This window comes from Streptomyces sp. NRRL S-87 (genome assembly GCF_000719335.1).
Taxonomy (GTDB): Bacteria; Actinomycetota; Actinomycetes; order Streptomycetales; family Streptomycetaceae; genus Streptomyces.
Genome location: NZ_JOGB01000022.1, coordinates 70,926 through 83,174, shown reverse-complemented (window position 1 = coordinate 83,174; position 12,249 = coordinate 70,926). Strand labels below are relative to the sequence as shown.

The 12,249-nt window shown below is 73.4% G+C and carries 9 protein-coding genes; 3 read left to right on the top strand and 6 right to left on the bottom strand.

From position 1 onward, the window contains the following. Positions 1-158 precede the first annotated feature (158 nt). Complete coding sequence (locus IF43_RS0116510; RefSeq protein WP_030200546.1) at positions 159-1,061, bottom strand: NAD-dependent epimerase/dehydratase family protein; 903 nt, start codon at positions 1,059-1,061, stop codon at positions 159-161. A gap of 35 nt (positions 1,062-1,096) precedes the next feature. Further along, positions 1,097-1,678, bottom strand: a complete 582-nt coding sequence (locus IF43_RS0116505) for an MBL fold metallo-hydrolase (RefSeq protein ID WP_037888822.1) — start codon at positions 1,676-1,678, stop codon at positions 1,097-1,099. 91 nt (positions 1,679-1,769) lie between these two features. Between IF43_RS0116505 and IF43_RS0116500 the strand changes: the two genes are divergently transcribed. Genes IF43_RS0116500 through trxA form a run of 3 tightly spaced genes read left to right on the top strand, consistent with a single transcriptional unit; the run spans position 1,770 to position 3,624 of the window. Further along, complete coding sequence (locus IF43_RS0116500) at positions 1,770-2,825, top strand: GlxA family transcriptional regulator (RefSeq protein WP_234332202.1); 1,056 nt, start codon at positions 1,770-1,772, stop codon at positions 2,823-2,825. Between the two features lie 29 nt (positions 2,826-2,854). Next, complete coding sequence (locus tag IF43_RS0116495) at positions 2,855-3,274, top strand: MerR family transcriptional regulator (protein ID WP_030200536.1); 420 nt, start codon at positions 2,855-2,857, stop codon at positions 3,272-3,274. An 11-nt stretch (positions 3,275-3,285) separates the two neighbouring features. Continuing rightward, the gene (trxA, locus tag IF43_RS0116490; RefSeq protein ID WP_030200534.1) at positions 3,286-3,624 is read left to right on the top strand and encodes a thioredoxin; all 339 of its coding nucleotides are present in this window, start codon (positions 3,286-3,288) and stop codon (positions 3,622-3,624) included. Between the two features lie 22 nt (positions 3,625-3,646). Here the strand turns inward: trxA and glgB are convergent, their stop codons facing one another. The 4 genes from glgB to IF43_RS0116470 all read right to left on the bottom strand — a co-directional run bounded on the left by glgB (position 3,647) and on the right by IF43_RS0116470 (position 11,544). Continuing rightward, on the bottom strand, positions 3,647-6,085 hold the full coding sequence (gene glgB, locus IF43_RS0116485; RefSeq protein WP_107048502.1) for a 1,4-alpha-glucan branching enzyme: 2,439 nt from the start codon (positions 6,083-6,085) through the stop codon (positions 3,647-3,649). Between the two features lie 41 nt (positions 6,086-6,126). After that, entirely contained in the window at positions 6,127-7,632 is a 1,506-nt protein-coding gene (locus IF43_RS0116480; RefSeq protein WP_063753343.1) for a hypothetical protein, read from the bottom strand. 184 nt (positions 7,633-7,816) lie between these two features. Next, entirely contained in the window at positions 7,817-9,535 is a 1,719-nt protein-coding gene (gene treS / locus IF43_RS0116475; RefSeq protein ID WP_030200525.1) for a maltose alpha-D-glucosyltransferase, read from the bottom strand. Continuing rightward, a complete protein-coding gene (locus IF43_RS0116470; protein WP_030200523.1) occupies positions 9,532-11,544 on the bottom strand; it encodes an alpha-1,4-glucan--maltose-1-phosphate maltosyltransferase in 2,013 nt (670 codons plus the stop codon). Before IF43_RS0116470 ends, treS begins: the two co-directional genes overlap by 4 nt. Positions 11,545-12,249: the final 705 nt, after the last annotated feature.

Below are 12,249 nucleotides of genomic sequence, written 5' to 3'. Positions count from 1 at the left end.
GCCGCATGTGCGACACGGGAGAGGCCCCGATGGTTGTACGGACCGTGGCGGAAATCCGCCGGTCGCGAGGCTGAACCGGAACGCCCTCCCGTGCGTGATCCCTATGCGGGGCCTCCGCGCACGGGGGTCGCGGAGGCCCCGGTTCCGATCGATGCGGCTCAGCGGGCCGCGAGCGTGTCCGCCACCGCCCCGGCCAGCCAGTCCTTGGTGTGCGAGAAGGTGAATCCCAGCTCCTCGGCCCGGGCGCCCGACATCCCGTACGCCCGCGCGAACGCGAACGGCGAGGCCGCCCCGCCCGCTCCGGCCACCCGGTACTCCGGCGCCGCCCCGCCCGTCACCGCCCGCACCGCCTCCACGATGTCCCGCGTGGTCAGCGGGCCGTGCGCGAGCGCGTTCACCGGACCGGTGAAGTCCGCGCCGGCCGCCCAGGCGAGGAAGTCGGCGATCTCCTCGACGTATATGTACGTCGACGGGTGGTTCGGCTCGGTCACCACCACCGGCTCACCCGCCCGCAGCCGGTCCGCGTAGTGCTCCAGCCGCCCCGTGAAGTCGTCCGCCCCGCCCAGCACGTGGCCCACCCGCACCGTCACGTACGGGAAGGCGGGGGCGGCGGCGAACACCGCCTCCGCCTGGCGCTTGCCCTCGCCGTAGTGCTCCTCCAGGAACCCGGGGTCGCCCCACGGCAGCTCCGGACGCACCACCACCGCCGCCAGGTCGAGGGCGTCCTCGGGCACCGGGTGATCCGCGTCCTCGTGCTCGTACACCTCGATCGTCGAGGTCATCACGTACCGCCCGGTGCGGCCCTCGAAGACCCGCCGGGCGATCGCCGCCTGCACGGGCGTGTAGCAGACCTGGTCGACCACCACGTCGAACACCCGGTCCCCGAGCGCGGCCCGCAGCGCCGCCTCGTCGTTCCGGTCGGCGACCAGCTGCTCCACCCCCGCCGGCGCCGGTGCCGAGCCGCGGTTCACCACGGTCACCTCGTCGCCGCGCGCCACCAGCCGCTCGATCAGCCGCTTCCCGAAGTACCGGCTGCCCCCGATCACACACACCCTGCGCACGTGTCTCCCCCGTCTCTGCTGAAAGGTCTCACCCCCTACAAGTCGGCGGACCCCCTCCACTGTTCCGCGGGGAAGGCAGGACCGTGGCCCGGCACGATCACGTCGGCCGCGTCCAGCACCCGCTGCCGGCTCTCCCGCAGGCGCACGTGGTCCGGGGCCACCGGGTCCTCGGCCGGGCCGTCGGGCCGCCACCACAGGTCCCCCACGAAGGCCACGACGCCCTCGGCCGTGTCCGCGAGCAGCGTGATGTCCTCCGCGCTGTGCCCCGGGGTGCGGATCAGCCGCAGCCCGCGGCCGAGCTCGGCGCCCTCCGCGTCGCGGTCGGTCCACTGGTCCGCGCGGTAGACCGCCTTGTGGTCGTGCACCCGCGCCTCGCCGAACAGGCCCACGTTCATGGTGTTGTCCGGGTGGTGGTGGCTGAGCACCACGTCCGTGATGTCGTCCGGGCCCAGCCCCAGCTCCGCCAGCGGCCCCAGGATCCGGTCGCGGTGCGCCACCATGCCGGGGTCCACGATCACGTGCCGTTCGCCGTCCGTCACGTACGAGACCGTGGCGGCCACCCCGGGCCCGGTGGAGAGCGTGTAACCCGTCGTCAGGATGCGGTATTCCGTCGTCATGGCGACAAGCCTGGCCCCGCCGCGCCACCCGGCGTGAGTGGCACGGATGCCATCCATCGCGGGAATCGTGCCACCGTGCCAGGATCACCGCATGACCCCCTTCCGCACCGTCGCCGCCTACGCCCCGCCCGGCGTGGGCATGCTCGCCCTCGGCCTGGTCACCGAGGTCTTCGACGCGCGCGCCGATCCGGCCGTCCCCCGCTTCGCCCTCACCCTGTGCACCGACCGCCCCGGCCCGGTGGTCACCGACGTCGGCGTACGCGTCGACGTGCCGCACGGACTCGACGCCCTGGCCGACGCCGAGCTCGTGCTCGCCCTGCCCTGGGCGGGCTTCCGCGAGCCACCGCCGGCGCCCGCCGCCGAGGCCCTGCGCGCCGCCCACGCGCGCGGCGCGACCGTGGCCGCGCACTGCGTCGGCGGCTTCGCGCTCGCCGCGGCCGGACTCCTCGACGGCCTGCGCGCCACCACCCACTGGCGCTTCGCCGAGCTCCTCGCCGCCCGGCACCCCGCCGTCACCGTGGTGCCCGACGCCCTCTACGTGGACGAGGACCGGATCGTGACCGGCGCCGGCGCGGCCGCCGGCTTCGACCTGTGCCTGCACCTGGTGCGCCGGGCCCACGGGGCGGCCGTCGCCAACGCCGTGGCCCGCGACCTGGTCCTGCCGCCGCACCGGGACGGCGGGCAGGCCCAGTACGTGGCCGCGCCCGTCCCGCGGGACGGCGACGACGAGCGGCTCGCCGACGTGCTCGGCTGGGCCCGGGCCCACCTCGACCGCCGGCTGACCGTGGACGACCTGGCCCGCCGGGCGCTGATGAGCCGCCGCTCCTTCGTCCGCCGCTTCGGCGCGGCCACCGGAAGCACCCCGCACGCCTGGCTGCTGGCCCAGCGGCTGAACCGGGCCGAAGAGCTGCTGGAGACCAGTTCGGCACCCCTGGAGGAGATCGCCCGCAGCTGCGGCTTCTCCGGCGCGGCCGTCCTGCGCGAGCAGTTCGTGCGCCGCCGCGGCGTGCCCCCGCGCGAGTACCGGCGGGGCTTCGGCGCCCGCGGTGGGGCCGGGGCCGGGACAGGGACCGGGACCGGGACCGGGACCGGGACCGGGGCAGGGGACGGGACCGGGGCGGGGCCCCGGCACCGCCCCTTGGCTTGACGTCGGCGTCAAGGCTTACGGTCGTGGACATGCGCATCGGCGAGCTGGCCGCCAAGGCCGGGACCACCACGCGGACCCTCCGCTACTACGAGTCCCGGGGGCTGCTGCCCGCCCGCCGGGCCGTCAACGGGTACCGCGAGTACGACGAGGACGACCTGCAGCTGCTGCGGCAGATCCGCACGCTGCAGGACTTCGGCTTCGACCTGGAGGAGACCCGGCCGTTCGTGGACTGCCTCCGGGCGGGCCACCCGGCCGGCGACTCCTGTCCCGCCTCGCTCGCCGTGTACCGCCGCAAGCTCGCCGAACTCGACGGGCTGATCGACCGGTTGACGGACGTACGGCAGCAGGTGGCGCGCCAGCTGGCGACCGCGGAGCGCGCGGTGGCCGAGCTGGCCGCCGGGGCGGAGGCACCGGGAGGTCCGGAGCCCCGCTGTGAATTCGACCGATGAGGAGGAGCCCCATGCGCGCAGCCGGAGTGCCCGAGGTGACCGACACCGACTTCGAGACCGAGGTCCTTGCGGCCGAGCTGCCGGTCCTGGTCGAGTTCACCGCGGACTGGTGCGGCCCGTGCCGCCAGCTGGCCCCCGTACTGAGCGCGATCGCCGCCGAGCAGGCCGGACGGATCAAGGTCGTGCAGATCGACGTCGACAGGAACCCCGTCAGCCAGTCCCGCTACGGGGTGCTGTCCATGCCGACCCTGATGTTCTTCAAGGGGGGCGAGCCGGTCCGGCAGAGCGTCGGCGCCCGCCCCAAGCGCCTGCTCCTCCAGGAGATCGACGAGGTCCTCGCGCGGGTCTGAGACCCGCACGACCCCGCCCCCGTCAGGCGGGCCGGAACCACACCGTCGCCAGCGGCGGGAGGGTCAGCCGCAGACTGGCCCCCCGCCCCTGCGCCGGTACCGGCTCCGGCTTCACCGGCGCCGGGTTCGGCACCCCGCTGCCCCCGTAGCGGGGCGCGTCCGTGTTGAGCACCTCGCTCCAGGCCGGCACCGCGTCCGGGTCCGGCACCCCGATCCGGTAGTCGTGCCGCACCACCGGCGAGAAGTTGCTCACCGACAGCAGCGGCGCGCCCTGGGCGTCGTACCGCAGGAAAGCGAAGACGTTGTCCTCCGCGGCGTCCGCCTCGATCCACGCGAAGCCCTCGGGCACGGTGTCCCGCTCCCACAGCGCCGGCACGTCCCGGTACACCGCGTTCAGGTCCGCCACCAGCTGCCGTACGCCCCTGTGGTCGGCCGCGGCCGCGTACGCGGGGTCCAACAGCCACCAGTCCGGGCCGTGCGCCTCCGACCACTCGCCGCCCTGCGCGAACTCCTGCCCCATGAAGAGCAGCTGCTTGCCCGGATGGGCCCACATGAAGCCCAGGTACGCCCGGTGGCAGGCGCGCTGCTGCCACCAGTCGCCCGGCATCTTGGACACCAGCGACCGCTTGCCGTGCACCACCTCGTCGTGCGAGATCGGCAGCACGTAGTTCTCGCTGTACGCGTACACCATCGAGAAGGTCATCTCGTGGTGGTGGTACTTGCGGTGCACCGGCTCGTGCGCGAGGTAGCCCAGCGAGTCGTGCATCCAGCCCATGTTCCACTTCAGGCCGAAGCCCAGCCCCCCGAAGCCGGAGACCCCCACCCGGTGCGTCTCGCGGGTCACCCCGTCCCACGCGGTGGACTCCTCGGCGATCGTGACCACCCCCGGGCAGCGCCGGTAGACGGTCGCGTTCATCTCCTGCAGGAACGCCACCGCGTCGAGGTTCTCCCGCCCGCCGTGCTCGTTGGGCGTCCACTGGCCGTGCTCGCGCGAGTAGTCGAGGTAGAGCATCGAGGCCACCGCGTCCACGCGGAGCCCGTCGACGTGGAACTCCTCGCACCAGTACACCGCGTTGGCGACGAGGAAGTTGCGGACCTCCTTGCGCCCGTAGTCGAACTCCAGCGTCCCCCAGTCCGGGTGCGCCGCCCGCTGCGGGTCCTGGGGCTCGTACAGCGGCCGGCCGTCGAACTCGGCCAGTGCCCAGGCGTCGCGCGGGAAGTGCGCCGGCACCCAGTCGACGATCACCCCGATGCCCGCCCGGTGCAGGGCGTCCACCAGGAAGCGGAAGTCGTCCGGGGAGCCCATGCGCGAGGTCGGCGCGTAGAAGCCGGTGACCTGGTAGCCCCAGGAGCCGCCGAAGGGGTGCTCGGCGACCGGCATGAACTCCACGTGGGTGAAGCCCAGTTCCTTCACGTACGCGGGGAGCTGCTCGGCCAGCTGCCGGTACGTCAGGCCCGGCCGCCACGAGGCCAGGTGCACCTCGTACACGGAGAACGGCGAGGCGTGCGCCGGCCGCTCGGCCCGCGCGGCCATCCACTCCGCGTCGCCCCACTCGTGGTGCGCGGCGGTCACCACCGAGGCGGTCGCCGGCGGCACCTCGGCGCGCCGGGCCATCGGGTCCGCGCGCAGCGTGTGGCTGCCGTCCGGGCGCGTGATGTCGAATTTGTACAGCGTCCCCTCGGCCACGCCGGGCAGGAACAGCTCCCACACCCCGCTGCCGCCGAGCGAGCGCATCGGGTACGCGGTCCCGTCCCAGCACGAGAAGTCGCCCGTGACCCGCACGCCCTGGGCGTTGGGGGCCCAGACCGTGAACCGGGTGCCGGCCGTGCCCTGGTGGACCATCGGCTCGGCGCCCAGGGCCCGCCACAGCTGCTCGTGCCGGCCCTCGCCGATCAGGTGCAGGTCCAGCTCGCCGAGGGCGGGCAGGAAGCGGTACGGGTCCGCCACCTCCACCTCGTCGCTGTCGTACGTGACCACCAGCCGGTACTCGGGCACCTCGGCCAGCGGCAGCAGCCCCGAGAACAGCCCGTCGCCGTCGTCCCGCAGCGGTGCCCGCAACCCCTTGGCGACCACGGTCACCGCCTTGGCGTACGGGCGCAGCGCGCGGAAGGCCAGCCCGCCGCGGCACGGGTGGGCGCCGAGCACCGCGTGCGGGTCGTGGTGCCGCCCGGACAGCAGCCGGTCCCGCTCCTCGCCCGGCAGGGCGGGCGCGGGGCGGACGCTGCGGGCGGCCGGGGCCCGGCGGGCCCGCGGCGTGGTCGGCTTCGCCGCCTTGGCCGGGGCCTTCGCCGCCGTCCTGGCGGGGGCCTTCACCGGGGCCTTCGCCGTTCTCGCCGCCCGGGCCGGTTTGGCGGTGGTCTCGACGGCGGGCGGCTCCGCGGGCGCGGGCGGCACGGCGGGGGCTCCGGCGGGGGCTCCGGCGGGGGCCGGGCCGGCGTCCTGGGCGCGGGCGGGCGCCACTTCGGCGTCGGCGACGGGCGGCGACGACTGGCGGGCGGGGGTCACGTGTGCGGCCTCCTCGGGGGCTGCGGGCGGTGTGGGGTGGGGAGGGAGCTCTGGGTGGGCATGGGGTTCGACGCCGGGCGGGCCGGGCCCGGGGCGCCCGTGCGCCGCGGCGGCCGGTCGCTCGGGGCGCGCGAGGTGACCGGGTTGACGGCCGCCTCGCCGCCCGCCGCCAGTCGCCGGATCGCCGCCATCGGCACGTGCAGCCAGTCGGGCCGGTGCCGGTACTCGTAGCGGGCCTCGTACACGGCCTTGTCCGTCTCGAAGGCCCGCAGCAGCACCGGGTCCTCCCGCGGGTCCCGGCCGGTGGTCGCCGCGTACCCGGCGCAGAACGCGCCGCGGCAGGCCTCCGCCCAGGCCGGGGACCACGGCTCGTGCGAGCGGGCCGCGTAGTCGAAGGAGCGCAGCATGCCCGCCACGTCCTTCACCGCCGGCTCCGGGCTGCGCCGGTCGGCCAGGGGCCGGGCCGGCTCGCCCTCGAAGTCGATCAGCCGCCAGGTGCCGTCCACCGCCCGCAGGGTCTGCCCCAGGTGCAGGTCGCCGTGGATCCGCTGGGCCCGCCCGCCGCGCCCGCTCGGCCCGCCCGGGGCCATCGCGAGCGCGTCGAACGCGGCCCGCAGCCCGGCCTCGTACGGGCGCAGCGCGGGCACCTCGCGCACGGTGGCCGCCAGCCGCTGCGTCATCGCCGCCGCCAGCCGGGCCGTCTCGGCCGGCCCGAGCCGTACCGTGGGCAGGGCCTCGGCCAGCGCGCTGTGCACCTCGGCGGTGGCCCGGCCGAGCGCGTACGCCTCGTCGCTGAACGGCAGCCCGGAGCCCAGCCGGCGCAGCGCGAGCTGCCAGCCGTCGTCCGAGCCGCGCAGGTACGGCTGGAGCACGCCCAGCGTGAGCGGTTCGGCGACGCCCGGCAGCTCCGCCTCGTACCAGGCGACCGGCGCCGGCACCCTGGTGCAGCCCGCGCCGGCCAGTGCTCTGGGCAGTTCGAGGTCCGGGTTGGTGCCGGGCCCCACCCGCCGGAAGACCTTCAGGATGTACGCGTCCCCGTAGATCAGGGACGAGTTGGACTGCTCGCCCGACAGCGGCCGGGCCGTCAGCCCGGCCGGGATCGCCGCGCCCGGGTCGTGCCCGAAGCGCAGCGGTCCGAGCGCGCCCGGCGTGCGCAGCCGCTCCAGCAGCAGGCCCGCCAGCCGCGGGTCGCCCAGCCCCTCGTACACCGTCAGCCCGGCGTACGGGCCCGGGTCCGCGTCCGGGCCGACCCGCCCGATGAGGGCGGGCGCGAGGGCGGGGGGCAGGGTGGCGCGCAGGCCCAGGAGCAGTTGGTAGGTGTCCCCGTCGACGTCCACCAGCAGGTGCAGCAGCCGCGGGGAGACCCCCGGCGGCAGCAGGTCCGCTGCCGAGACCACCTCGATCCGCGTGAGCGGCCTGCCCTTGCCGGCGAACCACCGCTGGCGCGGCAGCCAGCCGCGCAGCAGCGGGATCAGCGCCCGGGCGGATGCAGCCTCCGACATGGCTTCGCGTCCTTTCCCCGGGGCGGCCTCGGAATGCGCAGAGTGTCCCGGATCACGGCAGTTGCTGTCCGGTCGTGTGCGAGTGTCGGGTCAGGATGGTCCTACAGGGACGGCGATTGACCCATTCGCCGCGCACCGTCGCGCACTTGGTGAGGTCGGCCGCGGGCGGCGGCCGACCCCTCGGTCACGCCTCTCGCGGTTCGGGCCGGGGTTCCGGGCGCAGTCGGAACCAGTAGAAGCCGTGCCCCGCCAGCGTCAGCAGGTACGGCCACTCGCCGATCGGCGGGAACCGGATCTCACCCGTCAGCTCCATCGGCACCCGGCCGTTGAAGGCCCTGAGGTCCAGCTCGGTCGGCTGCGCGAAGCGCGAGAAGTTGTGCACGCACAGGACCAGGTCGTCCCCGTACTCGCGGAGGAAGGCGATCACCGCCGGGTTCGACGACGGCAGTTCGGTGTACGAGCCGAGCCCGAAGGCGGGGTTCTGCCTGCGGATCTCGATCAGCCGGCGCGTCCAGTGCAGGAGTGACGACGGGGAGGACATCGCGGCCTCGACGTTGGTCACCGTGTACCCGTAGACGGGGTCCATGATGACCGGCAGGTTGAGCCTGCCCGGGTCGCAGGAGGAGAAACCCGCGTTGCGGTCCGGGGTCCACTGCATCGGGGTGCGCACCCCGTCCCGGTCGCCGAGCCAGATGTTGTCGCCCATCCCGATCTCGTCGCCGTAGTACAGGACGGGCGACCCGGGCAGCGACAGCAGCAGGGCGGTGAACAGCTCCATCTGCTTGCGGTCGTTGTCCAGCAGCGGGGCCAGCCGGCGGCGGATGCCGATGTTGGCCCGCATCCGCGGGTCCTTGGCGTACTCCGCGTACATGTAGTCGCGCTCTTCGTCCGTCACCATCTCGAGGGTCAGCTCGTCGTGGTTGCGCAGGAAGATGCCCCACTGGCAGCTGGAGGGGATGGCCGGCGTCTTGGCCAGGATCTCCGAGACCGGGTACCGCGACTCGCGCCGCACCGCCATGAAGATGCGCGGCATGACGGGGAAGTGGAACGCCATGTGGCACTCGTCGCCGCCCTTGGCGAAGTCCCCGAAGTAGTCGACCACGTCCTCCGGCCACTGGTTGGCCTCGGCCAGCAGCACCGTGTCCGGGTAGTGGGCGTCGATCTCCTCCCGCACCTTCTTGAGGAAGGTGTGGGTACGGGGCAGGTTCTCGCAGTTCGTCCCCTCCTCCGCGTACAGGTAGGGGACCGCGTCCAACCGGAACCCGTCGATGCCGAGGTCCAGCCAGAAGCGCAGGGCGGCCAGGATCTCCTCCTGGACGGCCGGGTTCTCGTAGTTGAGGTCCGGCTGGTGCGAGAAGAAGCGGTGCCAGTAGTACTGCTTGCGTACGGGGTCGTACGTCCAGTTCGAGGTCTCGGTGTCGATGAAGATGATCCGGGCGTCCTGGTACTGCTTGTCGTTGTCGGCCCACATGTAGTAGTCGCCGTACGGGCCGTCCGGGTCCGTGCGGGACTGCTGGAACCACTCGTGCTGGTCGCTCGTGTGGTTCATGACGAAGTCGATGATCACCCGCATCCCGCGCTGGTGGGCGGCGTCCACGAACTCCACGAAGTCCGCCAGGTCCCCGAACTCCGGCAGCACCGAGGTGTAGTCCGAGACGTCGTAACCACCGTCCCGCAGGGGCGACTTGAAGAACGGCGGCAGCCAGAGGCAGTCGATGCCCAGCCACTGGAGGTAGTCCAGCTTGGCCGTCAGCCCCTTGAGGTCCCCGACGCCGTCCCCGTTGCTGTCGTGGAACGAGCGGACGAGGACCTCGTAGAACACCGCCCGCTTGAACCAGTCCGGGTCGCGGTCCTTGGCAGGGGTGTCCTCGAACGTGTCGTGGACGGGATCGTTGATCATCATGAGGTGGGTGACCCTCCGATCGGCGGGGACGGTCGCAGGGCCGTCAGTACGTGCGCGGGCGTCCGGCCCGGTTCGAGCCGCACGTAGTTCGCCCTGCCCCAGTAGTAGGTGTCGCCGGTGAGCTCGTCGCGCACCGCGAGGGACCCGTGCCAGTCGAGGCCGAGTACCGGCATGTCCAACGAGACGGTCGCCTCCTGGGTGTGGTGCGGGTCCAGGTTGACGACGACCAGCACGGTGTTGCGGCCGGACGGGGTCTGCGCGGTCTTCGAGTAGGCGATCACCTGGTCGTTGTCGGTGCTGTGGAAATGCAGGTCGCGCAACTGCTGCAGGGCCGGATTGCGCCGCCGCAGCCGGTTCAGCGAGGTGATCAGGGGAGCGATCGTACGCCCCTCCCGGTCGGCCGCCGCCCAGTCGCGCGGACGCAGCTGGTACTTCTCGGAGTCCAGGTACTCCTCGCTGCCCTCCTTGACCGGTGTGTTCTCGCACAGCTCGTAGCCGGCGTAGACGCCCCAGGTGGGCGAGAGCGTCGCGGCCAGCACCGCGCGCACCTCGAAGGCCGGACGGCCGCCCTGCTGGAGGTAGGCGTGCAGGATGTCAGGGGTGTTCACGAAGAGGTTGGGCCGCATCACGGGCGCCGACTCCTCGCCCGCCAGCTCGGTCAGGTACTCGGTCAGCTCCGCCTTCGAGTTGCGCCAGGTGAAGTACGTGTACGACTGCTGGAAGCCCACCGAGGCCAGTGCGCGCATCATCGCGGGGCGGGTGAAGGCCTCCGCCAGGAAGATGACGTCCGGATCGCTCGTGTTGACTTCCGCGATGACCCGTTCCCAGAACACCACCGGCTTCGTGTGCGGATTGTCCACCCGGAAGATGCGCACCCCGTGGTCCATCCAGTACCGCAGGATCCGTACCGTCTCCTCGACCAGGCCGTCCATGTCCCGGTCGAAGTCGATCGGATAGATGTCCTGGTACTTCTTCGGCGGATTCTCCGCGTACGCGATCGTCCCGTCCGGCCGTTGCCGGAACCACTCCGGGTGCTTCTCCACCCACGGGTGGTCCGGCGAGCACTGCAGCGCGAAGTCCAGCGCGATCTCCAGCCGCAGCTCCGCGGCCCGCGCCACGAACCGGTCGAAGTCCTCGATCGTCCCCAGGTCCGGGTGCACCGCGTCGTGCCCGCCCTCCGGCGAGCCGATCGCCCACGGCACGCCCACGTCCCAGCGGCTCGCCTTCAGCGCGTTGTTGGGACCCTTGCGGAAGGTGGTGCCGATGGGGTGGATGGGCGGCAGGTAGACGACGTCGAAGCCCATCGCCGCGACGGCGGGCAGCCGCTCCGCCGCCGTCCTGAACGTCCCGCTCCTCGGCTTCCGCCGGTTGCCCGTGGGCAGCACCGCCCCCTCCGAGCGCGGGAACATCTCGTACCACGAGCCGAACAGCGCCCGCTTGCGCTCCACCAGCAACGGCAGTGCCTTGGACGCCGACACCAGCTCCCGCACCGGGTAGCGCGCCAGCACCGCCAGCACCGCCGGCTCCAGCGCCGCCGCCAGCCGCTCCCCGGCGGCCCGGTCCTCGGCCCGCAGCGCGTCGAGCGCCGCCAGCACCAGCTCCCGCCCGTCCTTCTTCGGCACCTGGCCGGCGGCCCGCTCGTAGAGCTCGGCGCCCTCCATCAGCACCAGTTCCGTGTCCATCCCCGCCGGGATCTTGATGCCGGCCGTGTGCCGCCAGCTGGCGAGCGGATCGCTCCACGCCTCGACGGTGTACGTCCACCTGCCCTCGGCCGGCGCGGAGATCCGGGCCCCCCACCGGTCGGTGCCGGGGGCCAGCTCCCGCATCGGCACCGGCGGCTGCTCCCGCCCCGCGGGATCGCGCAGCACCAGGTGGGCCGCCACCGCCTCGTGCCCCTCGCGGAACACCGTCGCCGACACCTCGAAAACCTCGTCCACCACCGCTTTCGCGGGCCTTGCGCCGCAATCGACGGCAGGGCGGACGTCCAGCACGGGAATGCGACCGATCATGACCTCACCTGGGGGTGGTTCGGGGGACCTGGTACGGGACGCGGCCGGGCCACGAACTCCGGCACGCGCTCTGTTCGCTCTGTTTCTAGCCGCTCGGCCGACGGCTGAAGTGCGGGCATGGCCGCTCCTGTCCGCGTTCACTCGGGTGGCGGGAAGTGGGGGGCGGGTGAGCCGTGCGCCGACTGTCTCGCGCCGTACGCGGTCAGCCCTTCCCCAATCCGCGCGGAGCAATCCGGTCTTCGGGTCAACTACTCGTACGTACTGGGATTGCCGGAGGTTCGACGCGGATACCGTCGAAGGGTCAACCTCTCGTCCCGACCGGACACTTGGGGGGCCAGGTCCTTTGCGCTACAGGTCCGTCGACGGGGTCCCGGGCCGGGCGGTGGCCGGACCGCCGGGAAGACGGCGCGGGCCGCCCTGCGTTTCGCCCGCCCCGTCCCGCCGCCCGTCTGCTTGGCTGGAGCCCTGCATGCCCACTGGCCTGCCGGCGCCGGTCCCGCCCGAGACGGCGGCCCCAGGAATTCCCCCCGTCCGACGGAGTAGCGAGGTTGACGATGCCGGTCGCCGTGCCGGGTGCGGGTGCCCTTCCCGCCCCAGCCGCCCGCCGCCGCGCAGCCGCGCGCCGCCGAATAGTCGTCTGACGCGGCCCCGCGGGGCCGCCCCGCGCGCTGCCGCCCTTCCGGGTGACGGCAGGAGCCTCCACAC

Excerpts from the sequence above, each read along its gene's own strand:
- IF43_RS0116505 (WP_037888822.1), bottom strand. The coding sequence starts at position 1,678 with ATGACGACGGAATACCGCATCCTGACGACGGGTTACACGCTCTCCACC.
- IF43_RS0116500 (WP_234332202.1), top strand. The coding sequence starts at position 1,770 with ATGACCCCCTTCCGCACCGTCGCCGCCTACGCCCCGCCCGGCGTGGGC.
- IF43_RS0116495 (WP_030200536.1), top strand. The coding sequence starts at position 2,855 with ATGCGCATCGGCGAGCTGGCCGCCAAGGCCGGGACCACCACGCGGACC.
- trxA (WP_030200534.1), top strand. The coding sequence starts at position 3,286 with ATGCGCGCAGCCGGAGTGCCCGAGGTGACCGACACCGACTTCGAGACC.
- IF43_RS0116480 (WP_063753343.1), bottom strand. The coding sequence starts at position 7,632 with ATGTCGGAGGCTGCATCCGCCCGGGCGCTGATCCCGCTGCTGCGCGGC.
- treS (WP_030200525.1), bottom strand. The coding sequence starts at position 9,535 with ATGATGATCAACGATCCCGTCCACGACACGTTCGAGGACACCCCTGCC.
- IF43_RS0116470 (WP_030200523.1), bottom strand. The coding sequence starts at position 11,544 with ATGATCGGTCGCATTCCCGTGCTGGACGTCCGCCCTGCCGTCGATTGC.